Here is a 20113-nt window from a genome sequence, read left to right as displayed (position 1 = left end):
AGCGCGATTATGTCCAAGCCGAAGCCGGCGCCACTGCCAGCGGGCACGGTGGTTGGGGGCTACCAGATCATCAAGCGACTGGCGGCGGGCGGTTTCGGGGTGGTTTATCTCGCCGAAGACCCGGACCACCACCTCGTCGCGCTGAAGGAATATCTGCCCTCGTCGCTGGCCGAACGCTCGCCCGGAGAGCTGACGCCGCGCGTCAAGCCCGAGAAACAGCCGCTGTACCGGCTTGGCCTGAAGAGCTTCTTCGAGGAAGGCCGCTCGCTGGCGCAGATCTCGCACCCGAGCGTCGTCTCGGTGCTGAACTTCCTGCGCGAGAACGAGACCGTCTACATGGTCATGAACTACCTGCAGGGCGACACCCTGCAGGATTTCATCGTCACCGCGCGCGACATGAAGCGCGACAAGGTCTTCCGCGAGTCCACCATCCGCAGCCTGTTCGACGAGATCCTGCGCGGCCTGCGCATCGTCCACCAGCACAAGATGCTGCACCTGGACATCAAGCCGGCCAACATCTTCATCACGAATGACAACAAGGCCGTGCTACTGGACTTCGGCGCCGCGCGCGAAGTGCTGAGCAAGGAAGGCAACTTCATCCGGCCGATGTACACGCCCGGCTTTGCGGCGCCCGAGATGTACCGCCGCGACGGCTCGTTGGGCCCCTGGACCGACATCTACGCCATCGGCGCCTGCATCTACGCCTGCATGCAGGGCTACCCGCCCAATGACGCACCGCAGCGCCTGGAGAAGGATCGCCTGAACCTGAGCCTGTCGCGCCTGCGCAATGTCTACTCCGACAACCTGCTCGAAGTGACCGAGTGGTGCATGGCGCTGGACCCGCTGTCGCGACCGCAAAGCGTGTTCGCGCTGCAGAAAGAGCTCGCCCGCGAGACCGAAAGGCGCTACACCAAGCTCAGTTTCAGCGAACGTTTGAAGCTGCAGCTTGAGAACCTCAAGTCCGGAGCCAAGGCGTGAGATTCAGCGTCTTCCAAGTCAGTCGTCGCGGTGGCCGCGAGACCAATGAAGACCGCATGGGCTATTGCTTCACGCGGGAGGCCGGCCTGTTCGCGCTGGCCGACGGCATGGGCGGCCACCCGGAAGGCGAGGTCGCGGCCCAGCTCGCGTTGCAGACGCTGGCTGCCCTGTTCCAGCAGGACGCCCGACCGGTGCTCGATGACCCGCAGCGCTTCCTGCAGGAAACCATCGTCATCGCCCACCACCAGTTGCTGCGCTACGCGCAGAGCAAGGGCCTGTCCGACACGCCGCGCACGACCCTGGTCGCCTGCATCATCCAGGGCAACCAGGCTTGGTGGGCGCATTGCGGTGATTCGCGCCTGTACCTCGTGCGCGGCGGCAAGCTGATCGCCCGCACGCGTGACCACTCCTATACCGAGCTGCAGGAAGCCCTCGGCCGCGTCGCCCGCGGTGCCGAGCCCTTCAACCGCAACGTCCTCTTCACCTGCCTGGGCAGCCCCGGCAAGCCCATGGTGGATTGCCAGGGCCCGCTCATCATGGAGGCCGGGGATCGCTTCCTGCTGTGCTCAGACGGGCTCTGGGGCGGCGTCGAAGACCACGACATCGTCCAGCACATGGCCGACCAGGCCATCTCCGAAGCCGCGCCCGATCTCGTCGAACAGGCCCTGCGCCGGGGTGGCGCGCGTTGCGACAACGTCACCGTCCTTGCCGTCGAATGGGAAGGCGAGGGCGACCCCGCCGGCGACACGACGCAGAACCTCGGCAATTCCGGCTTCGCCTCCACCATCCAGGGCGCGCTCGATGCCGACCTGGTCGCCGGCATGGCCGGCATGGACGACGAGGAGATCGAGCGCTCGGTGCGCGAGATCAACGAAGTCATCCGCCAATCCGGCCGCGGCCTGAACCGCCGCTAACTCTCCACTCCCCATGACCAAGACTTTCACGCGCAGCGCAGGCCGCGCTGCCAATCAGTTGCGCCCGGTGCGCATCACCCGCAGCTTCACGGTACATGCCGAGGGTTCGGTGCTCATCGAGTTCGGTGCGACGCGTGTGCTCTGCACGGCCTCGGTCGAAGAGCGCGTGCCGCCGCACAAGCGCGGCTCGGGCGAGGGCTGGGTGACGGCCGAATACGGCATGCTGCCGCGCGCCACCCACACCCGCAGCGACCGCGAAGCGGCCAAGGGCAAGCAGAGCGGCCGCACGCAGGAGATCCAGCGCCTCATCGGCCGCTCGCTGCGCGCGGTGTTCGACCTGTCGGCGCTGGGCGAGCGCACCATCACGCTGGACTGCGACGTGCTGCAGGCCGACGGCGGTACGCGCACCGCAGCCATCACAGGCGCCTTCATCGCGGCCCAGGATGCCGTCAACACGCTGCTCGCCAGCAGCAAGCTGGCGCGCTCGCCCATCAAGGATTCGGTCGCCGCCATCTCGGTGGGCATCGTCGACGGCGTGCCGCTGCTGGACCTCGAATACACCGAGGACTCGGCCTGCGACACCGACATGAACGTCGTCATGACCGGCAGCGGCGGCTTCGTCGAACTGCAGGGCACGGCCGAAGGCGTGGTGTTCACGCGCGACGAAATGAACGCGCTGCTGGACTTGGCCGACAAGGGCATTCGCGAGCTGATCGTGTTGCAGAAGTCGGCATGAAGCTGGTGCTCGCGTCCAACAATGCCAAGAAGCTCGTCGAGCTTCAGGCCTTGTTCGCGCCGCTCGGTATCGAACTGGTGAACCAGGGCAGCCTGGGCATCCCGGAGGCCGAGGAACCTTATCTGACCTTTGCCGAGAACGCGCTCACCAAGGCCCGCCATGCGGCGAAGCTGAGCGGCCTGCCGGCGCTGGCGGATGACTCGGGCCTGAGCGTGGACGCACTGGGTGGTGCGCCTGGCGTTCGCTCGGCGCGTTATGCGCTGGATGCCGGCGGCGAGAAGAGCGATGCGGCGAACAACGAACACCTGCTGCGCGAGATGGCCGCGATTGAAGACCGTCGCGCTCGTTTCGTCTGCGCGCTGGTGGCCGTGCGCAGCGCCGACGACCCCGAGCCGCTGATTGCGATGGGGCGCTGGGCTGGCGAGATCCTTGCCGCGCCGAGCGGTGAGGGCGGCTTCGGCTATGACCCGCTGATGCACATTCCCGCCCTGGGCCAGACCGTGGCCGGAATGGGAGCCGAACTCAAGAACCGGCACAGCCACCGTGCGCTGGCGGCCGTGCATCTGATCCAGCAATTCCGCGAGGTTTGGCGCCTCGGCTGAAGTCATGGCTGATGTCATCCACCTGATGCGCCCGGGCACGCTGCAGCTGCCCGCGCTGCCCCCGCTCGCCCTCTATGTGCACCTGCCCTGGTGCCTGCGCAAATGCCCCTACTGCGACTTCAACTCGCATGAGGTCAAGGATGGCGCGCTGGCCATCGACACGGCCGAGGCCTACCTCGCCGCGCTGCGTGCCGACCTAGAAGCCGCGCTGCCGCTGATCTGGGGCCGGCCCGTCGTCAGCATCTTCATCGGCGGTGGCACGCCCAGCCTGTTCAACCCCGAACAGATCGGCCAGCTCATCTCGGATATCCGCGCGCGGCTGCCGCTGGAGCCGGGCTGCGAGATCACGCTGGAGGCCAACCCCGGCACCTTCGAGCGAGAGCGTTTCGCGGGCTTTCGCCAGGCCGGCGTCACGCGCCTGTCGGTTGGCGTGCAGAGCTTTGACGATGCGCAGCTCAAGGCGCTGGGCCGCGTGCACAGCGCAGGCCAGGCGCGCGAGGCCTTGGCCGAGGCGGCGAGCGCCTTCGAGACCTTCAACCTCGACCTGATGTATGCGCTGCCCGGCCAGACGCTGGACGATCTGGCCCGCGAGCTCGACACGGCGCTGAGCTTCAAGCCGCCGCACCTGTCCATCTACCACCTGACCATCGAGCCCAACACGGTGTTCGCGACGCGCACGCCCGAGCACCTGCCCGACGCCGACCTGGCCAGCGACATGCTGGACCTCATCACCGAGAAGACCGGAGCCGCAGGCTTAGCGCGTTATGAGGTCTCGGCCTTCGCACGCGAAGGCCACCGCTGCGCCCACAACCTGAACTACTGGCAGTTCGGCGACTACCTCGGCATTGGCGCCGGCGCGCACAGCAAGCTGAGCTTCCCGCACCGCGTGTTGCGCCAGATGCGCTGGCGCGAGCCGGCCGCCTTCATGGCGCAGGCCAACAAGGTCAGTAACGAGAACGAGGTGGCGCGCAAGGAGCTGCCCTTCGAGTTCATGCTGAACGCGCTGCGGCTGAAGGAAGGCGTCACGCTGACGCAGTTCCTGGAGCGCACCGGCCTGCCGCCGTCCAGCATCGCCGGCGCGCTGGCGACGGCGCGTGGCCGCGGGCTGTTGACGGCCGACCCGGCGCGCATCCAGCCCACCGAGCACGGCTTCGACTTCCTCAGCGATCTGCAGCAGCTGTTTCTTTGAGCCGTTGCTGCACGGCCGTGACTTCGGCATGCAGCCAGTCGCAGAAGGTGCGCACGGCGGGGTCTTCGCGCAGCGCTTCGGGGTAGACGACTTGGTAGTCGCGTGTGGTGTCTTCGTCGGTGGCCCGGCCCGACACGCGCACCAGGCGCCCATCCAGCAGCGCATCCGCCGCGAAGAGCTCGCGCGTCAACGCAACACCCATGCCTTGCTCGGCCGCCTGGATCAGCAGGGCGGCATCGTTGAAGGTCGCGACGGGCGCGGCCACCGCGCCCGTGTGGCCGGCCTCGTCGAACCATTGCCGCCACAGGTCCGTGTCGCCCAGCAGCGGCTGCAGGGCCAGCACCTCGGGTAGCACGCCCACCAGCCGCTGCCCCAGCACGGGCGCCGCGACGACGATGTGAGGCGAGTGGAACAGCGGCTCGCTGACGAGACCGGGCCAGGGGCCGCGGCCGACGCGCAGGCCGATGTGGAAGCCCTCGCGCTCCAGGTCCACCACCTGCTGCGAAGCATGCAGGTCCAGCGTGATGCAGGGCTGCAGGGCCTGCCAGTTCGGCAGCCGGGGCAGCAGCCAGCGCTGGGCGAACGAGGGCAGGGCGGTCACGCGCAGCGTTTGCGCCGCGCTGCCGTGCGCCTGGGCGGCCGCCAGCAGCCAGGCCTGCAGCTCCGCGAACAGCTTGATGACCGTGCGCTGCAGTGCCTGGCCGGCCGGGTTGAGCGTCAGGCGCCTACCCTGGCGGGTGAACAGCTCGAAGCCGAGCTGCGTCTCCAGGCCGCGGATCTGCTGGCTGACGGCGCTGTGGGTCAGGTGCAGGGTCTCTGCGGCTGCGCGCAGGTTTTCCGTCTGCGCGGCAGCGCGAAAGGCGGCGAGGTAGTGGAGGGGAAAGCGGTCCAGTGATGCCATTGGTAAGCCAAATCAACCAATCAATGCAGAAACGAGCGCTTGGAAGGCGTTCATTGGTTTCGTAGGATAACCAGAACAATAAGGAGCCGACATGAACTCGCTGTACCGCTGGATCACTTTGTCTTCAATTGCCGCCGCCCTCGTGCTGGTGGCAACGGCCTCGCCGGCGTTCACCGACGCCAACGCCGAACTGAAGGAGGCCCGTGCCGACCGCTCGGCTCGCGTCGTCGTGCTCGTCAAGGCCGCGCCGCCCAAGCCGGCGCTCTACGTGCCCTTGGCGACGGCCAAGCAGCTTGACAGCTTCAAGCCCGTGCCGCCGTCTGACCGCAGCATCGCCGGGACCCGGCTGGCCAAGGCCGATGCGGCGAAATGACGCCGGGCGCTAGACCCGGTTGAGCGAAATGCCCGAGGTCGCGCGCAGCCGCTCCAGCACCTTGGTGGCAATCTGGTTCAGCGGCAGCACCTCGTCGGCCGCGCCGGCAGCGATGGCCTCGCGCGGCATGCCGAAGACGACGCAGCTCGCTTCGTCCTGGCAGTAGTTGTAGGAGCCGGCGTCCTTCATGACCTTCATCGCCCGGGCGCCGTCGGCGCCCATGCCGGTCAGCATGATGCCGATGGCGTTCGGGCCGACGGTCTTGGCGGCCGACAAGAACAGCGCTTCAACAGAAGGCTTGTGGCGGTTGATGGGTTCACCGTCCTGCACGCGGGCGATGTAGTTGGCACCGCTGCGCTCCACCGTCAGGTGCAGGCCGCCCGGCGCGATGTAGCCGTGGCCCGGCAGGATCCGCTCGCCGTCCTGCGCTTCCTTCACGCGGATCTTGCAAAGGCCGTCCAGCCGCGCCGCGTAGCTCTTCGTGAAGCCGGGGGGCATGTGCTGGGTGATGACGACCGCCGGACTGTCGGCCGGCAGGTTGATGAGCACGTCCTTGGTCGCCTCGGTGCCGCCGGTGGAGGCGCCGATGAAGATGAGCTTCTCGGTCGAGGCCCGGCCGAGGCTGGCCATCGTGACGGCCTTGACCGGCGCGGCGGCCGGGGCTCCAGGCACCGGAGGTGGCGGGGCGCGGCGGATGTGGGCCTTGGCGGCGATGCGGATCTTGTCGGTGATGTCCTGGGCCAGCAGCTTGATGCCGTCGGCCACGCCGATCTTGGGCTTGGCAACGAAGTCCACCGCGCCCAGTTCCAGCGCCTTCAGCGTCACCTCGGCGCCGCGCTCGGTCAACGTGGACACCATGACGACGGGCATGGGCCGCAGCCGCATCAGACGCGACAGGAAGTCCAGCCCGTCCATGCGCGGCATCTCGACGTCCAGCGTGATGACATCCGGGTTGAGGGTGCGGATCATCTCGCGCGCCAGCAGTGGGTCTGCCGCCGCGCCTATGCATTCCATGTCCGACTGGCGATTGATGATCTCGGTCAGGATGGACCGCACCAGCGCCGAATCGTCGACCACCACGACCTTGGTTTTGGCCATCATTGGCCTCCTCAGAACAAATCGATGGAGCCGCCGCTGCTGGCGACGGGCTGCACCTTCTGGATGGCGGCCCTGTCCTGCTGGACGAGGGCGTCGGTGTTTGTGGCTGCCAGGCGCTTGACCATGGCCTTGCCGCTCGCGGGCAGAAAACAGACCTTGCGCGGGTACACGTCCATCACGTCCTTGGACACGATGGGAATGCGTTCCAGCTTCAGGAAGTCGATGACGAAGTTGGTGTTGCGCTCGCCGACGTTGAGCGTGCTCATGCCCGAAATGACAGCGCCGCCACCGAAGATCTTGGCTTCCATGCGCGACTTGCTGGCGCCGCGCTTCATCATCTCGTTGATCAGCAACTCCATCGCATAGGAGCCGTAGCGGCCCGAGTCGCCATTGCCCTCGGGCAGCATGAAGTGGTTCATGCCGCCGACCCGGGCCACTCGGTCCCACAGGCAGGCGGCGATGCAGGAGCCCAGCGTCGTCATGACGAGCAGGTCTTCGTTGTCGACGAAGTACTCGCCCGGCAGGATCTTGACGGCCGCGTTCTTGAAGTGGGCGTCGTAGAAGAAGAACGAGGCCTCACCCTGCTTGCGTGGCTGGGCCTTGAGCTGGTTGACCTTCGCCACGGCGACCGGGTTGCCGCCGAGGCCGGTGGATGGTGCTGAAGCGAGAGGCGTGCTCATGATCAGACCCGTTCGTAGATGGTTTTGCCGCGCAGCTTGAACAGGTCGCGCGATTCGGTGAAGTTCTCCGAGTGACCCACGAAGAGAAGGCCGCCCGGCCGCATGACGCGATGAATGCGCTCCAGCACCTTGCGCTGCGTGGGTGCGTCGAAATAGATCATCACGTTGCGGCAGAACACCATGTGAAAGGGGTCGCCGAGCTGCCACTGTGCATCCATCAGGTTCAGCGAGCGGAACTCCACCCAGCGCTGCAGTTCGGGCTTGACGCGGATCTTGCCGGAGTTGGCACCGGTGCCGCGCATGAAGTAGGTCTTCAGCCGGTTCGCGTCCAGGCCGCGAGAGTCGGCGTTGTAGACGCCGCGCTTGGCGGTGGCCAGCACATTGGTGTCGATGTCGCTGGACACCAGTTGCACCGATGCGCCCGCGCCGAGGGCCTCGCTGCAGGTCATCAGGATGGAATAGGGCTCCTCGCCGGTGGATGCCGCGCAGCACCAGATGCGCACCTGCTTGCCGATGTAGGGCTTGAGGTCGTCCTTCAGCGCGTGGAAGTGATGCTCCTCGCGGAAGAACGAGGTCAGGTTGGTCGTCAGGCAGTTGACGAACTCCTGCCACTCGGCGGCGCCGGACGGGCCGGTGGAGGCCTCCAGCCACTGCAGATAGCTGCCGAAGCTCTTGTGCCCCGTCTCGCGCAGGCGGCGCGACAGCCGGCTGTAGACCATCGCGTGCTTGCCGTCATGCAGGCTGATGCCGGCATGCTTGTAGATCAGCTCGCGCACCCGGTCGAAATCGGCCTTGCTGAAGCTGAACTCATGATCAGTAGAGTCGTTGCCGTGGGCGAGGTCGGGTGCGGGCATGTCTCGAGGATCAGATTTGTTGGTGCTCGCAGCAGGTCTGGCGTTGGCGCGCCGATTCTGCATTGCAGGCCTGTTTGTACGGGCCTGGCTCGACCCAGCATAGTGCAAACAGGTGCCAGGAACGTGCCTKTTTCACGACCTGGCCCAGGGGGAGCCGCTGCTAGACTGACCWGAAACCACAATCCCCTATCAGCTCGCTACATCGCCAGCCTTTGGAACACCGCCTCCCCGCTCCCCCTCTGATCGACGCCCAGGTGCTCGATCTGGACCAAGCCCTGCAATTGCTGCAGCAGGCGGGGGCATTGCTTCCGGATGAAGTCCCACTGAGTACTGCCTGGCTGCAGGCCGTGCTGGACGCGCTCTGCGAYCTGTCCAGCAGGGATGCGCTGACCGGCCTCGTCAATCGCCGCAGCTTCGAGATGGCCCTGGCCCGCGAGGTCGACCGCGTGGCCCGTTCCGGCGAAGCTGCCCTGCTGCTGATGCTCGACATCGATCATTTCAAGGCTGTCAACGACACCCATGGCCATGGCGCCGGTGACCAGGTCATCCGCGCCGTCGCCCGCGCCGTCGAGCAGACCGTCAGGCCTATGGACCTCGTCGCCCGTGTGGGCGGCGAAGAGTTCGCCATCATCCTGCCCAACTGCGCCACGCACGTGGGCCTGGCCGTCGCCGAGCGCGTGCGCGAGCGCGTGTCCGAACTCGGCATCGAAGTCGCCCCCGGCCAGATGCTCAACGTCACCGTCAGCCTGGGCGGCGCGTTTGCCCCGCAGTGGGTGCGTTCGTCGCCGCTGCTGTGGACGGAGCGTGCCGACCGCCAGCTTTACCGCGCCAAGGCCGAAGGCCGCAACCGCGCCTGTCTTGAACCCCAGATCGACTCCCTGGTCAGCGCCGAAGAAAAGGGCATGTTGTTTGCCTCCCTGAACCTCGACACGCAACAGGACCTGCCATGAGCACGACCACTGATCCTGCTGCACCGCGCCCGACGCGCTCAGGCGCCCGGACGCTTGCCGTCACCAGCGGCAAGGGCGGCGTCGGCAAGACCTTCGTCACCGCCAACCTTGCAGCAGCGCTGGCCGCACGCGGCGAGAAGGTGCTGGTGCTGGACGCCGACCTCGGCCTCGCCAACCTCGATGTGGTGCTGAACCTGCACCCCAAGCTGACGCTGCACGATGTCTTCACCGAGAAGGCCACGCTGGAGCAGGCCATCCTGCCCGCGCCAGGCGGCTTCTCCGTGCTGCTGGCCGGCTCCGGCATGGTCGAGTACTCACGCCTGACCCCTGAGGTGCGCGACAAACTGCTGCACATCGTCGACCTCGTCAAGCCTCGCTTCGACTGGGTGCTGCTGGACACCGGCGCCGGCATCTCCGACGTGGTGCTGTTCGCGATCTCGCTGGCCACCGACGTGCTTGTCGTCGCCACGCCCGAACCCACGTCGCTGACCGATGCCTACGCCACCATCAAGGTGCTGGCCACGCAGCAGGACCGCCGCCATGTGGGCCTGGTCGTCAACCAGGCCAACCGTGTGGGTGAGGGCAAGCTGATCTGCGGCCAGTTGCAGCAGGTGCTGCATCGCTTCGTCGGGCCGACGCCGGGCCAGACCTTCCGTCTTGAACTCTTCGGTGAAATCAAGTCCGACCAGGCCGTGCGCCAAGCGGTGCTGAAGCGGCAGCTGATGCTCGAACACTACCCGGGCTGCGATGCTGCCCAGGCCATCAAGGCGCTCGCCTCCAAGCTCCTTGGCTGAATCTCCCGCCACCGCCTTCGAGTGGATGGGCGGCGAGGCGCGCGTGCGTGAACTCGTCGACCGCTTCTACGATTTGATGGACCTGGAGCCGGCCTACGCGCGGCTGCGCGTGGCGCATGGCGACACGCTGGAGTCGGCGCGCGACAAGCTTTTCTGGTTCCTGTGTGGCTGGCTGGGCGGGCCTGATCATTACATCAGCCGCTTCGGCCATCCGCGTCTGAAGGCGCGGCACATGCCGTTTCGCATCGGCATCGCCGAGCGGGACGAGTGGTTGGCATGCATGGGCCAGGCCATGCAGGAGACCGGGGTGGACCCGGCCCTGCAGGCCCGGCTGGCCGAGTCCTTCGCAGGCACGGCCGACTGGATGCGCAACGTTTAATCGAGGCGGAACGCGAAGTCCTGCTGGAACATCGCGTCGCCCTGGCACTGATAGCCGGCCAGCGCCGATTCAACGGAGCGTTGCAGCGAGCGCTTGGTCTTGCTGTCCAGTGCACCTTGAGCCACGCGGAAGTCACTGCCGACGACACGGCCGCCGCGCACGGTCGCCATCACCTGCAACACGGCTTCGCCACTCCAGTTGAGGGCGGGCAGTTCGGGCTTGGGCATCACGGAGCAGACGGCGCCGGGGGTCTGCACCTGTAGCCTTGTGCCCGGCTGCGACGGCGTGACGACCTGGGGCGGCCCAGGATGGGTGACCACCGGGCCAGGATCCGTGGGCGCGACTCCGGCACTGATAAGCGGCGCCTCCTGGGGCGCGGTGATGATGATGTCCGGAATTGGAACGAGGACGCGTTGCGGGTCTGGCAGCGTTGGTCTGTCGGCCCGAACCGGAGGCGGCGGCACCACGTCTGGTATCTCCGGCGCCAACGGCTTCAGCGTGATGATCTCCGGCGGCTTGGGCGGTGACTTGATGAGCCCGGCGCTGAACGCGTAAATCGCTGCCAGGTGCACGGCGACGACCAGGCTGATGCCCAGATAGCTCTTGGGTTGCGGTGCACGGGGGGAATAGGCGTGGGACAGGTTCATGGGCTCTCCTCTGCAGCGGTTGGGAAACCAGGGCCGCGCTTGCGGCGGCTTGGAACCCAGGCTACTCCCGCCTAACGTGGCCGGTCAATGGCGGGAGCCCTCCCATTCCGCCGCGTGTCTGCAGCGCGACGCGACAGCCCGGCATCAGTTCACGTCAGCGGCGCGTCAGGCCGTTCCGGTCAACAAGACGATAAGCGCCCCGGCGGCGTCCAGGGCTCAACCCGGCGGCACGCGTGCTAACGTGCCAGCCTTGCGCGCTGCGCGCTTCGCCATCTCGAAGGGACACTCTCCATGCACCGGAAACTGTTCTTCTGTGTCGCGCTCGCCGCAAGCGCTCTGGCCCATGCCCAGCCAGCGCCGGATGCCTGGACCAACGTGCCCTCGGCGACGGATGACCGGTTCACCAACCCGAAGAGCAAGCTCTACGCCGGTCCCAACGGCTGGTTCAATTACGGCGAGTTGCGCGCCAGCGCTGGCGCGAAGCAGTACACGTTCAAGGCCGGGCTGCAATACCTCTCCACGCCTGAGGCCTTCGTGCTGGCGTCCAACGACAGGCTTCAGGTGGCTTCGCTGGACTTCGGCAGCGCCACCCCGGCGCCGGGCACCTACCAGGTCGCTGCGAAGCCCAGTCTCGCGGACCGCAAGGTGAAGGTGAACTTCGCCGACGTGTCCAACAAGAAGATCGTCGAATGGAACTCCGGCGGTGCTGCCAAAGGCAGCGTCACCGTGAGCCAAGTCAACGGCTTCCTGTACTTCAAGGCGCGCGATCTGCAACTCACGCCCTCGGGCTTGCACAACACGGGCGAGCTGAAGCGCCCGCTGGTGCTTGGGATCGAAGGCGCCAGCAAGATCGAATAGGCGCGGGACGTGGCGCTCGCCTGCGCCGCGTCGCTCCGTCAGGTCGTCCCAGCCAGCAGCACGATGAGCGCCCCCGCGCCGCCGTCGCTGCCACGCGCCTGCACGAAGGCCAGCACCTCGTTCTTTTGAACCAGCCAGCGGCGCACGCGGCCCTTCAGCACGGGCTCGCGGCCCGGCGAGCCGTGACCCTTGCCGTGCACCACGCGCACGCAGCGCAGGCCGCGTCGGTTGCTCTCGTGGACGAAGTGGCTGAGCGCCTCGCGTGCGGCGTCGCGGCGCAGGCCGTGCAGGTCGAGTTGACCCTGCAAGGCCCAGTGGCCGCGGCGCAGTTTGCGCACGACCTCGACGGAGATGCCCTCGCGGCGGAAGCTCAGGCTCTCGTCGGTGTCGAGCAGCGTGTCGACGTCGATATCGTCGGACAGCGCCTGCAGCAGCACGGCGCGCTCGTCGGCCTCGCGCTGGCGCGGCTCAGGGGGCGGCGGTTCGAGGTCGTGCAGCACTCGCTCGACGTGGCGCAGCGGCGTGATCGGGCCGACGGTCAGCTCGAAGACGCGCAGCTCCTGCTCGGCCAGYCGCAGCGCTGCCGCCAGCCGCTCGCGCTCCTGCTCGGCCGCGAGGCGCGCGAGAGCCAGCTCGCGGGCCAGCGGTTTGAGGTCGGCGAAGCTGCGGACCAGCTTGGTCAAATCAGCCCTCGCTCGGCAAAGGAGACAACCTCTCCGGCGCCGACGATGAAATGGTCGACCACGCGCACGTCCACCAGCGCCAACGCCTGGCAGAGGTGCTTGGTCAGCAGTTCGTCGGCCCGCGAGGGCTCGGCCACGCCGCTGGGGTGGTTGTGCGCCAGGATGGCCGCGCCTGCGCCCAGCGCCAGCGCGCGCTTGACGACTTCTCTGGGGTGCACCGTCGTGTGGCTCAGCGAGCCGTGGAACAGCGTCTCCATCGCGATCAGCTTCAGCTGGGCATCGAGAAAGAGCACCGCGAAGACTTCCTGCCCCAGGCTGCCGAGCTGCAACCGCAGATAGGTCTTGACCGTGTCGACGTCGTTCATCGCCGGCTTCTCGACCAGCCGCTGGTTCAACGATCGCCGTGCAATCTCCAGCACGGCGGCGATCTCCGCGCGCTTGGCCGGCCCCAGGCCCTTGACCGTGCCGAGGTCCTGCACGCTGGTCGCCAGCAGCCCGGCCCAGCCCCCGAAACGGTCGAGCATCTGCTGCGCGAGCTGCAGCACGCTGGTGCCCTGGATGCCGGTGCGCAGCAGCAAGGCCAGCAGCTCGGCATCCGCCAAGGCCTGCGGGCCGCGGGCGAGCAGCTTCTCGCGCGGGCGTGCATCGGGGGGGAGGTGGGTCAGCGGCATAAAATCGGCAGTCTAGCCAAGCGCTTCCTTACCTCTCTCGAATGAACCCCATCCAGGCCGGCTCCTTCCTCACGCTGCATTACCGGCTCTCGGGCCCGGACGGCGCCGACATCGTCAACACCTTTGACGACAAGCCCGCCACGCTGTCGCTCGGTGCCGGCCAGCTGTCGCCCGCCATCGAGGCGCGCCTCATCGGCCTGCCCGAGGGCGCCCACGAGCGCTTCACGCTGGCGCCCGGCGAGGCCTTCGGCGAGCGCAACCCGGAGATGCTGCAACGCGTGAAGCTGACGTTGCTGCGCCAGCTGGGCGACCCGGACGAGGTCTACAACGTCGGCGACGTGGTGCAGTTCCCTGGCCCGGACGGGCAGGGTGGCTATGCCGGCGTCGTGCGCGAACTGGGTGACGAAGCCCTGCTGTTCGACTTCAACCACCCGCTGGCCGGCCAGCCGGTCAGCTTCGAAGTCCAAGTGATCGGGGTGCTGTGATGAATGCTGTCGTGCATCCGCAAGAAGTCCTGCTGGCCGAGCCGCGCGGCTTCTGCGCTGGCGTGGACCGGGCCATCGAGATCGTCGAGCGCGCCCTCGTCAAGTTCGGCTCGCCCATCTACGTGCGCCACGAGATCGTCCACAACACCTATGTCGTCAACGACCTGAAGTCGCGCGGTGCCATCTTCATCGAGGACCTGGCCGACGTGCCGGCCGGCGCCACGCTGGTGTTCAGCGCCCATGGCGTCAGCCAGGAGGTGCGCCGCGAGGCCGCCGTGCGCGGCTTCAACGTCTTCGACGCGACCTGCCCGCTGGTCACCAAGGTCCACGTCGAAGTGGCCAAGCTGCACCGCGAGGGCTACGAATTCATCATGATCGGCCACAAGGGCCACCCCGAGGTCGAGGGCACGATGGGCCAGCTGTCCGAGGGCATCTATCTCGTCGAGGATGTCGAGGACGTGGCCAAGGTCTCGGTCAGGGACCAGAGCAAGCTCGCCGTCGTCACGCAGACGACGCTCAGCGTGGATGACGCCGCCGCCATCCTGGCCGAGGTGAAGCGTGTCTTCCCGCAGGTGCGCGAGCCCAAGAAGCAGGACATCTGCTACGCCACGCAGAACCGTCAGGACGCCGTCAAGGTGCTGGCGCCACAGGTCGACGTCGTCATCGTCGTGGGCAGTCCCACCAGCTCCAACAGCAACCGCCTGCGCGAACTGGCCGAGCGGCTGGGCACGCCCGGCTACATGGTCGATTCCGCCGAGGACCTGAAAGCGGAATGGCTGGACGGCCGCGCCCGCGTGGGCCTGACGGCCGGGGCCTCGGCGCCCGACGTGCTGGTGCAGGCCGTCATCGACCGCCTGCGCGCCCTGGGTGCCACCACCGTGCGCAGCCTGCCCGGCGTGGAGGAGCATGTGCGCTTCCCGCTGCCGATGGGCCTGGGCGACAAGTCCATGGCCGAGGTGAGTGCGTCCCGATCTTGAGCCGGTGCCTCATGCATCCGGCGGCGCTGATATCGGCGCCGTTTTCACATTCGATTTCTGAAGGTTTTCTCACATGCTCGACATCACCCAGCTGCGCAAGGACCTCGACGCCGTCATCGAGCGCCTGAACGCGCGCAAGACCCCGCAACCCTATCTCGACGTGGAACGCTTCAAGGCGCTCGAAGGCGAGCGCCGTTCGGTGCAGACGCGTACCGAGGAACTTCAGGCCCGCCGCAACGCGCTGTCCAAGCAGATCGGCATGGCCAAGGGCAAGGGCGAAGACGCTTCGGCGCTGATGGCCGAGGTGGGCGGCATTGCCGACGAGCTGAAGGCCGGCGCCGAGCGCTTGGACACCATCCAGGTCGAGCTCAACCAGATGCTGATGGGCGTGCCCAATCTGCCGGACGCCAGCGTGCCCGCAGGCGCGGATGAGCATGGCAATGTCGAAGTGCGCCGCTGGGGCAGCCCGCGTGCCTTCGACTTCGAGGTCAAGGACCACGTCGACCTCGGCGCCCCGCTTGGCCTGGACTTCGAGATGGGCGCCCGGCTCTCGGGCTCGCGCTTCGCGTTCCTGAAAGGCCCGGCTGCGCGCCTGCATCGCGCCCTCGCGCAGTTCATGCTCGACGTGCAGACCACCGAGCACGGCTACACCGAGTGCTACACGCCCTACATCGTCAACCGCGAGATCCTTGAGGGCACCGGCCAGCTGCCCAAGTTCAAGGAAGACATGTTCTGGGTGCTTCGTGGCGGCGACGAGGAACAGGTTGAGCAGTACCTGATCTCGACGTCGGAAATCTCGCTGACCAACACCGTCCGCGAGAGCGTGCTCAAGCCCGAGGACCTGCCCGTCAAGCTGACCGCGCACAGCCCCTGCTTCCGCTCGGAGGCGGGCTCCGCCGGGCGCGACACGCGCGGCCTGATCCGCCAGCACCAGTTCGACAAGGTCGAGATGGTGCGCATCGAACACCCCGACAACAGCATGGCCGCGCTGGAAGAGATGACCGGCCACGCCGAGGCGGTGCTGCAAAAGCTCGGCCTGCCGTATCGCACCGTGCTGCTGTGCAGCGGCGACATGGGCTTCGGCTCGACCAAGACCTATGACCTGGAGGTCTGGCTGCCGGCGCAGAACACCTTCCGCGAGATCAGCTCCTGCTCGAATATGGGCGCCTTCCAGGCCCGCCGCATGCAGGCGCGCTTCAAGAACGCCCAGGGCAAGAACGAGTTCGTGCATACGCTGAACGGCTCGGGGCTGGCAGTGGGGCGCACGCTCGTCGCAGTTCTAGAAAATTATCAGAACGCGGACGGCAGCATCACCGTGCCCGAGGCGCTGCGACCCTATCTAGGCGGCGTCGACACGCTGCACGGTTGAGAGCTGAAAAAGCCTGGCTATAATGCTGGGCTCAGCTCGCACCAGATTCGGAGAGGTGGCAGAGTGGTTGAATGTACCTGACTCGAAATCAGGCGGACGGTAACGTCTCGGGGGTTCGAATCCCCCCCTCTCCTCCAAGACCAAGCCCGCCGGCAACCCCGGCGGGCTTTTTTTGCTCGCTCCTCAGTGACCTTGATGACCGTGCGGCTTGCGGACCTGCACGTCGGCCGTGGCGGGTGGTGAACCAGGTGCCACCGGCGCTGGCGGCGCGTCGCCCACCTCGCGCGCCAGCGTGCCTGCCGGATGCTCGAACCAGCCCGGGTCGCTGTAGTCCCCGCGCTTCAACCCGCGCCTCACCTTCAGCATGCTGAACATGCCGCCCATCGCCACCGGGCCGAATGGTCCTTCGCCAGCCATCATCGGCGCGGTGTTGTCGGGCAGGGGCATGGCCATCTCCGTCATCTCGTGCATGCCGTTCTGGCCCATGGCCATGTAGCCGGGCACGAGCTTGCGGATCTTGGCCTCCAAGTCGCTCGCATCCACACCCAGCATGGTCGGCACGTTGTGGCCCATCGCGTTCATCGTGTGGTGGGCCTTGTGGCAATGGAAGGCCCAGTCGCCTTCCTCGTCGGCGATGAACTCGAGCTGGCGCATCTGGCCGACGGCGATGTCGGTCGTCACCTCGGGCCAGCGGGCGGTCTTCGGCACCGGGCCGCCATCCGTGCCGGTGATCTCGAACTCGTGGCCGTGGATGTGGATGGGGTGGTTGGTCATCGTCAGGTTGCCGATGCGGATGCGCACGCGGTCGCCCTGGCGAGCTACTAGCGGTGCAATGCCGGGGAAGACGCGGCTGTTCCAGCTCCACAGGTTGAAGTCCAGCATGGTCATGACTTTGGGCGTGGCGCTGCCGGGCTCGATGTCGTAGGCGTTGAGCAGGAAGGCGTAGTCGCGGTCCACGTCGGCGATGTGCGGGTGCTTGGCGCGTGGATGCGTGATCCACAAGCCCATCATGCCCATCGCCATCTGCACCATCTCGTCGGCATGCGGGTGGTACATGAAGGTGCCGGGGCGGCGGGCGATGAACTCGTAGACCCAGGTCTTGCCGGGCGGGATGGGCGGTTGCGTCAGGCCGGTCACGCCGTCCATGCCGTTGGGCAGGCGCTGGCCGTGCCAATGCATGCTGGTGGCCTCGGGCAGGCGGTTGGTCACGTAGAGGCGCACGCGGTCGCCCTCGACGACCTCGATGGTCGGGCCGGGGCTCTGGCCGTTGTAGCCCCACAGGCGCGCGGTGAAGCCGGGCGCCATCTCGCGTACGACGGGTTCGGCGACGAGGTGGAACTCCTTGACGCCGGCATTCATGCGCCAGGGCGCCGTCCAGCCGTTCAGCGTGACGACGGGGTTGTAGGGCCGGCCGGTGGGCGGCACGAGCGGGGCCTGCGTGTCGGGCGAGGTCTGGRTGACGGGCTCGGGCAGGGCGGCCATGGCCGCCTTGGAGACGGCGGCGAGAGAAGCCGCGCCGAGGAGTGAACGTCGGTTGAACATGGTCAATCCTCGCGATTCAGTGAAGCGACGCGGCCGACGAGGGCCTGGTCGAGGTCGGCCTGCGCGAGCCAGAAGTCGCGCAGCGCCTCCTGCGCGGCGCTGACGGCGGCGACCTGCGTGCGCGCGTCGGCCAGCAGTTCGAAGACGCCGATCAGCATGCCGTTGTAGCGCAGCAGCTGCTCGTCGGCGATGCGCTGGGCCAGCGGCACCAGCTCGTCGCGGTGCAGCCGGGCGATGTCGAAGGCGCTGCGGTAGAGGCCGTGGGCCTCGCGCACCTCGGAGCGGGCGCGGATGGCCGTGTCCGCCGCCTCGTGCGCGGCCTGGCGGGCCAGCGCGTCGGCGCGCGGCAGCGGGCCGGGGCCGAACAGCGGCAGCTCCAGCGCCACCTCCCAGCCGCGCTGCGTGGGCGCCTCGTTGGAGGAGTTGCGCACCGTGCCCAGCTCCAGCATGGAGACGAAGCGCGTCGTGCGCGCCAGGTCGGTCTGGCGTGCGGCCTGCTCCAGCGTCAGGCGCGCGGCCTGCACGTCCAGGCGTTGCGACAAGGCCAGCGCTTCGAGGTCGCCCGGCTCGCGCGGGGTGCCGGGCAGTTCGGGCAGGCGTTCGGGCAGGCGCAACGCGCTGCCGTCCTCCAGGCCGAGCAGGCGCACGAGGCGTTCGCGTGTGGCGATGCGCTGCTGTTCAGCGCGCCCCAGCGACAGCCGCGCCTCGGCCTCGAAGCCCTGCTCCCGCGCCCGGGTCAAGGCGTTGAAGTTGCCGGCGGCCTGCATGCGTTTGGCCAGCTCCGCGCCGGCCTCGGCCGCTTCCATGACCTGCTGGCGATAGCGCAGCGTCTCCTCGGCAGACACCGCTCGCACCCAGGCGCGCCGGGTGTCGGCGGCCAGGGTCAGCACGTCGGCGGCCGCCTGCTGTTGCTCGGCCTGCATGCGGCGCTGCTCGGCGGCGCGCACCAGGGGCAGCGTCAGCAGCCGGGCGAGGTCGACATGCCAGCCGCGCTCCAGCTCCACCTCGCTGCCGCGCGTGAGGCGGCTGAAACGGAAGCCCGGGTTGGGCAGGCGGCCGGCGTCGGCCACCTCGGCGGCCGTCACACCCAGGCGGGCGAGCCGGGCCTGCAGCGCGCGGTTGTTCTGCAGCGCGAGCTGCACGGCAGCGTCGGCGGACAACGGCTCACGCAAGCGCGTGGCGAGGGCGTCGGGCGGCAGGGGCTGGTCGGCCAGTGGCTGGCGGGTGTGCGGCTCGGTCAGACGGTTGACGTCGGCCAGAGGCGCGCCGGGGTCGACGCTGGCGCATCCGGCCAGGGTCAACGCGAGCAGCAGCGGCAGCGCCGCGTGGAAGGGGGCAGGGGGCATACAACAAGCCTCTCGGGGCAGGACAAGAACCACCGCTGAACAGCGGCGGAGCAGTGAGGAGAGAGGCTCAGGCCCGGGGAGGCGGGTCGGGCAGGGGCGGCACGATGCTCGCCCAGGCCTTGGCGGGCGCGAGAGCCGCGCGCTCGGCGGGTGCTGTGGTGACGGCGCTCAGCACCAGCACCGGCGGCGGCGCTGCGGCCAGGCAGCAGGGCGCGCAGAGCTTGCACGGCTTGGCGGCATGGTCGTGTGACTCGCCGTGGCCGACGTGATGCTCGTGGCCGGCATGCTGCTCATGCTGCACGGGTGGCGGTTCGCAACTCAACTGGCCGGCCGCGAGCAGGCTGCGCAATGGCAGCAGCACGAGCAGCAGGCAGAGGACGAGGAAGCGGCCGGGGCGACGCATGGTCGGCACTTTAACTGGGCTGATTCAGCCAGGCCCGCGGCGACAGCCCCGCATGCTTCTGCGCGAACAGCCGGCTCAGCGCCGACGCATTGGCGTAGCCGAGCTCTGCGGCCAACACCTTCAGCGGCTTGCCGGCCCGCAGTTCGCTGCGGGCGATGGCCAGGCGCCAGTCGGCCAGGTAGTCGGCGGGTGTCTGGCCGAGGGCGCCGCGGAAGGCCTCGGCGAAGCGGCTGCGCGACATGCCGGCCTCTTGCGCCATCGCCGCCAGCGGCCATGCGTCACCCGGTCGCGCGTGCAATGCCGTCAACGCGCGGGCCAGGCGCGGGTCGGCCAGGCCACGCAGCAAGCCCAGCGGCAGTGCCGCGTCGCGCTGGTCCAGCATCCAGCGCAGCAGTTGCAGCAGCAGCACCTCGAAAAGCCGGTCCGCCAGCAGCCGCTCGCCGCAGCGCAGGCGCTCGGCCTCGCCGAACAGCAGCGTCAGCGTCGCGCTAATCCCGTCGACGTCGGCCAGCGGCAGCACGATCAGGGGCGGCAGCGCCTGCACGAGCGGGTGGCCAGCCTCAAAATCCAGCGTCGCGCAGACGAAGTCCGAGCCCTCGGCCGGCGCGTTGTGGAAGTCGTGTGCCAGCGGGCGTGGGTAGAAGACGAGGCTCGGCTCGCGCACCCACAGACGCTCGACGAGGC

General features: G+C 68.0%; 24 protein-coding genes and 1 tRNA gene. 14 read left to right on the top strand and 11 right to left on the bottom strand.

Features of this window, described 5'->3' with window-relative positions; genetic code table 11:
• Window positions 1-9 precede the first annotated feature (9 nt).
• Genes ACXRVZ_RS23375 through hemW form a run of 5 tightly spaced genes read left to right on the top strand, consistent with a single transcriptional unit; the run spans window position 10 to window position 4419 of the window.
• Window positions 10-978, top strand: a complete 969-nt coding sequence (locus tag ACXRVZ_RS23375) for a serine/threonine protein kinase (RefSeq protein WP_348012661.1) — start codon at window positions 10-12, stop codon at window positions 976-978.
• The gene (locus ACXRVZ_RS23370) at window positions 975-1892 is read left to right on the top strand and encodes a PP2C family protein-serine/threonine phosphatase (RefSeq protein ID WP_457423437.1); all 918 of its coding nucleotides are present in this window, start codon (window positions 975-977) and stop codon (window positions 1890-1892) included. Before ACXRVZ_RS23375 ends, ACXRVZ_RS23370 begins: the two co-directional genes overlap by 4 nt.
• A gap of 13 nt (window positions 1893-1905) precedes the next feature.
• Complete coding sequence (rph, locus tag ACXRVZ_RS23365) at window positions 1906-2628, top strand: ribonuclease PH (protein ID WP_457423439.1); 723 nt, start codon at window positions 1906-1908, stop codon at window positions 2626-2628.
• Complete coding sequence (gene rdgB / locus ACXRVZ_RS23360) at window positions 2625-3230, top strand: RdgB/HAM1 family non-canonical purine NTP pyrophosphatase (RefSeq protein WP_457423441.1); 606 nt, start codon at window positions 2625-2627, stop codon at window positions 3228-3230. Before rph ends, rdgB begins: the two co-directional genes overlap by 4 nt.
• 4 nt (window positions 3231-3234) lie before the next feature.
• Window positions 3235-4419 carry a radical SAM family heme chaperone HemW gene (hemW, locus tag ACXRVZ_RS23355; protein ID WP_457423443.1) on the top strand — a complete coding sequence of 395 codons (1185 nt, stop codon included), beginning with the start codon at window positions 3235-3237 and terminating at the stop codon, window positions 4417-4419.
• Here hemW and ACXRVZ_RS23350 read toward each other — a convergent pair.
• Window positions 4391-5320 (bottom strand): LysR substrate-binding domain-containing protein, encoded by a 930-nt coding sequence (locus tag ACXRVZ_RS23350; protein ID WP_457423445.1) that lies wholly within the window; start codon window positions 5318-5320, stop codon window positions 4391-4393. The two genes, hemW and ACXRVZ_RS23350, sit on opposite strands and share 29 nt — an antisense overlap.
• Window positions 5321-5411: 91 nt before the next feature.
• On the opposite strand from ACXRVZ_RS23350, the gene ACXRVZ_RS23345 reads away from it, so the two are divergent.
• Window positions 5412-5693, top strand: a complete 282-nt coding sequence (locus ACXRVZ_RS23345; RefSeq protein ID WP_457423447.1) for a hypothetical protein — start codon at window positions 5412-5414, stop codon at window positions 5691-5693.
• Window positions 5694-5702: 9 nt separating this feature from the next.
• Here the strand turns inward: ACXRVZ_RS23345 and ACXRVZ_RS23340 are convergent, their stop codons facing one another.
• From ACXRVZ_RS23340 to ACXRVZ_RS23330, 3 genes are read right to left on the bottom strand one after another with little or no spacing between them, the layout of a single operon-like run.
• Entirely contained in the window at window positions 5703-6791 is a 1089-nt protein-coding gene (locus ACXRVZ_RS23340) for a protein-glutamate methylesterase/protein-glutamine glutaminase (RefSeq protein WP_458232876.1), read from the bottom strand.
• Window positions 6792-6802: 11 nt separating this feature from the next.
• The gene (cheD, locus tag ACXRVZ_RS23335; protein ID WP_457423451.1) at window positions 6803-7471 is read right to left on the bottom strand and encodes a chemoreceptor glutamine deamidase CheD; all 669 of its coding nucleotides are present in this window, start codon (window positions 7469-7471) and stop codon (window positions 6803-6805) included.
• Between the two features lie 2 nt (window positions 7472-7473).
• On the bottom strand, window positions 7474-8325 hold the full coding sequence (locus ACXRVZ_RS23330) for a CheR family methyltransferase (RefSeq protein WP_457423453.1): 852 nt from the start codon (window positions 8323-8325) through the stop codon (window positions 7474-7476).
• 212 nt (window positions 8326-8537) lie between these two features.
• Here ACXRVZ_RS23330 and ACXRVZ_RS23325 point away from each other — a divergent pair, with 212 nt between their 5' ends.
• From ACXRVZ_RS23325 to ACXRVZ_RS23315, 3 genes are read left to right on the top strand one after another with little or no spacing between them, the layout of a single operon-like run.
• Complete coding sequence (locus tag ACXRVZ_RS23325) at window positions 8538-9275, top strand: GGDEF domain-containing protein (protein ID WP_457423455.1); 738 nt, start codon at window positions 8538-8540, stop codon at window positions 9273-9275.
• The gene (locus ACXRVZ_RS23320; protein WP_457423457.1) at window positions 9272-10069 is read left to right on the top strand and encodes a MinD/ParA family protein; all 798 of its coding nucleotides are present in this window, start codon (window positions 9272-9274) and stop codon (window positions 10067-10069) included. The genes ACXRVZ_RS23325 and ACXRVZ_RS23320 overlap by 4 nt, the downstream gene beginning before the upstream one ends.
• Entirely contained in the window at window positions 10023-10448 is a 426-nt protein-coding gene (locus tag ACXRVZ_RS23315; protein ID WP_458232875.1) for a group II truncated hemoglobin, read from the top strand. Before ACXRVZ_RS23320 ends, ACXRVZ_RS23315 begins: the two co-directional genes overlap by 47 nt.
• On the opposite strand, the gene ACXRVZ_RS23310 is transcribed toward ACXRVZ_RS23315, so the two are convergent.
• The gene (locus tag ACXRVZ_RS23310) at window positions 10445-11095 is read right to left on the bottom strand and encodes a hypothetical protein (RefSeq protein WP_458232874.1); all 651 of its coding nucleotides are present in this window, start codon (window positions 11093-11095) and stop codon (window positions 10445-10447) included. The genes ACXRVZ_RS23315 and ACXRVZ_RS23310 overlap by 4 nt on opposite strands.
• A 291-nt stretch (window positions 11096-11386) precedes the next feature.
• Between ACXRVZ_RS23310 and ACXRVZ_RS23305 the strand changes: the two genes are divergently transcribed.
• The gene (locus ACXRVZ_RS23305) at window positions 11387-11953 is read left to right on the top strand and encodes a hypothetical protein (RefSeq protein ID WP_458232873.1); all 567 of its coding nucleotides are present in this window, start codon (window positions 11387-11389) and stop codon (window positions 11951-11953) included.
• A 38-nt stretch (window positions 11954-11991) separates the two neighbouring features.
• Here the strand turns inward: ACXRVZ_RS23305 and ACXRVZ_RS23300 are convergent, their stop codons facing one another.
• Both ACXRVZ_RS23300 and radC read right to left on the bottom strand, forming a co-directional pair.
• Entirely contained in the window at window positions 11992-12636 is a 645-nt protein-coding gene (locus ACXRVZ_RS23300) for a Smr/MutS family protein (protein ID WP_457426192.1), read from the bottom strand.
• Window positions 12633-13307: a RadC family protein gene (gene radC, locus ACXRVZ_RS23295; RefSeq protein WP_457426190.1), complete on the bottom strand. Its 675-nt coding sequence runs from the start codon at window positions 13305-13307 to the stop codon at window positions 12633-12635. Before radC ends, ACXRVZ_RS23300 begins: the two co-directional genes overlap by 4 nt.
• A gap of 41 nt (window positions 13308-13348) precedes the next feature.
• On the opposite strand from radC, the gene ACXRVZ_RS23290 reads away from it, so the two are divergent.
• From ACXRVZ_RS23290 to ACXRVZ_RS23275, 4 genes are all read left to right on the top strand, one after another.
• Entirely contained in the window at window positions 13349-13792 is a 444-nt protein-coding gene (locus ACXRVZ_RS23290) for an FKBP-type peptidyl-prolyl cis-trans isomerase (protein ID WP_457426188.1), read from the top strand.
• Window positions 13792-14769, top strand: a complete 978-nt coding sequence (gene ispH / locus ACXRVZ_RS23285) for a 4-hydroxy-3-methylbut-2-enyl diphosphate reductase (protein WP_457426186.1) — start codon at window positions 13792-13794, stop codon at window positions 14767-14769. The genes ACXRVZ_RS23290 and ispH overlap by 1 nt, the downstream gene beginning before the upstream one ends.
• Before the next feature lie 73 nt (window positions 14770-14842).
• The gene (gene serS, locus ACXRVZ_RS23280; RefSeq protein ID WP_457426184.1) at window positions 14843-16138 is read left to right on the top strand and encodes a serine--tRNA ligase; all 1296 of its coding nucleotides are present in this window, start codon (window positions 14843-14845) and stop codon (window positions 16136-16138) included.
• Window positions 16139-16187: 49 nt separating this feature from the next.
• Window positions 16188-16275 (top strand) — tRNA-Ser (locus ACXRVZ_RS23275).
• 46 nt (window positions 16276-16321) lie between these two features.
• On the opposite strand, the gene ACXRVZ_RS23270 is transcribed toward ACXRVZ_RS23275, so the two are convergent.
• The 4 genes from ACXRVZ_RS23270 to ACXRVZ_RS23255 form a co-directional block, all read right to left on the bottom strand.
• Window positions 16322-17680 carry a multicopper oxidase family protein gene (locus tag ACXRVZ_RS23270; RefSeq protein WP_458232872.1) on the bottom strand — a complete coding sequence of 453 codons (1359 nt, stop codon included), beginning with the start codon at window positions 17678-17680 and terminating at the stop codon, window positions 16322-16324.
• Between the two features lie 2 nt (window positions 17681-17682).
• Window positions 17683-19026: a TolC family protein gene (locus ACXRVZ_RS23265; RefSeq protein WP_457426180.1), complete on the bottom strand. Its 1344-nt coding sequence runs from the start codon at window positions 19024-19026 to the stop codon at window positions 17683-17685.
• A 67-nt stretch (window positions 19027-19093) separates the two neighbouring features.
• Window positions 19094-19429 carry a hypothetical protein gene (locus tag ACXRVZ_RS23260; protein WP_457426178.1) on the bottom strand — a complete coding sequence of 112 codons (336 nt, stop codon included), beginning with the start codon at window positions 19427-19429 and terminating at the stop codon, window positions 19094-19096.
• 10 nt (window positions 19430-19439) lie between these two features.
• On the bottom strand, window positions 19440-20113 hold a 674-nt coding region (locus ACXRVZ_RS23255), incomplete at its 5' end, for a cupin domain-containing protein (RefSeq protein WP_458232871.1).

This window comes from Roseateles sp. P5_E8, assembly GCF_054177665.1.
The sequence above is the reverse complement of the archived record's forward strand: the minus strand, read 5'-3'. Positions and strand labels throughout refer to the sequence as shown.

Excerpts from the sequence above, each read along its gene's own strand:
- rph (WP_457423439.1), top strand. The coding sequence starts at position 1,906 with ATGACCAAGACTTTCACGCGCAGCGCAGGCCGCGCTGCCAATCAGTTG.
- ACXRVZ_RS23330 (WP_457423453.1), bottom strand. The coding sequence starts at position 8,325 with ATGCCCGCACCCGACCTCGCCCACGGCAACGACTCTACTGATCATGAG.
- ACXRVZ_RS23315 (WP_458232875.1), top strand. The coding sequence starts at position 10,023 with ATGCTGCCCAGGCCATCAAGGCGCTCGCCTCCAAGCTCCTTGGCTGAA.
- radC (WP_457426190.1), bottom strand. The coding sequence starts at position 13,307 with ATGCCGCTGACCCACCTCCCCCCCGATGCACGCCCGCGCGAGAAGCTG.
- ACXRVZ_RS23265 (WP_457426180.1), bottom strand. The coding sequence starts at position 19,026 with ATGCCCCCTGCCCCCTTCCACGCGGCGCTGCCGCTGCTGCTCGCGTTG.
- ACXRVZ_RS23305 (WP_458232873.1), top strand. The coding sequence starts at position 11,387 with ATGCACCGGAAACTGTTCTTCTGTGTCGCGCTCGCCGCAAGCGCTCTG.
- cheD (WP_457423451.1), bottom strand. The coding sequence starts at position 7,471 with ATGAGCACGCCTCTCGCTTCAGCACCATCCACCGGCCTCGGCGGCAAC.
- ACXRVZ_RS23375 (WP_348012661.1), top strand. The coding sequence starts at position 10 with ATGTCCAAGCCGAAGCCGGCGCCACTGCCAGCGGGCACGGTGGTTGGG.
- ACXRVZ_RS23290 (WP_457426188.1), top strand. The coding sequence starts at position 13,349 with ATGAACCCCATCCAGGCCGGCTCCTTCCTCACGCTGCATTACCGGCTC.
- ACXRVZ_RS23340 (WP_458232876.1), bottom strand. The coding sequence starts at position 6,791 with ATGGCCAAAACCAAGGTCGTGGTGGTCGACGATTCGGCGCTGGTGCGG.
- ACXRVZ_RS23260 (WP_457426178.1), bottom strand. The coding sequence starts at position 19,429 with ATGCGTCGCCCCGGCCGCTTCCTCGTCCTCTGCCTGCTGCTCGTGCTG.
- rdgB (WP_457423441.1), top strand. The coding sequence starts at position 2,625 with ATGAAGCTGGTGCTCGCGTCCAACAATGCCAAGAAGCTCGTCGAGCTT.
- ACXRVZ_RS23320 (WP_457423457.1), top strand. The coding sequence starts at position 9,272 with ATGAGCACGACCACTGATCCTGCTGCACCGCGCCCGACGCGCTCAGGC.
- hemW (WP_457423443.1), top strand. The coding sequence starts at position 3,235 with ATGGCTGATGTCATCCACCTGATGCGCCCGGGCACGCTGCAGCTGCCC.
- ACXRVZ_RS23345 (WP_457423447.1), top strand. The coding sequence starts at position 5,412 with ATGAACTCGCTGTACCGCTGGATCACTTTGTCTTCAATTGCCGCCGCC.
- ACXRVZ_RS23310 (WP_458232874.1), bottom strand. The coding sequence starts at position 11,095 with ATGAACCTGTCCCACGCCTATTCCCCCCGTGCACCGCAACCCAAGAGC.
- ACXRVZ_RS23350 (WP_457423445.1), bottom strand. The coding sequence starts at position 5,320 with ATGGCATCACTGGACCGCTTTCCCCTCCACTACCTCGCCGCCTTTCGC.
- ispH (WP_457426186.1), top strand. The coding sequence starts at position 13,792 with ATGAATGCTGTCGTGCATCCGCAAGAAGTCCTGCTGGCCGAGCCGCGC.
- serS (WP_457426184.1), top strand. The coding sequence starts at position 14,843 with ATGCTCGACATCACCCAGCTGCGCAAGGACCTCGACGCCGTCATCGAG.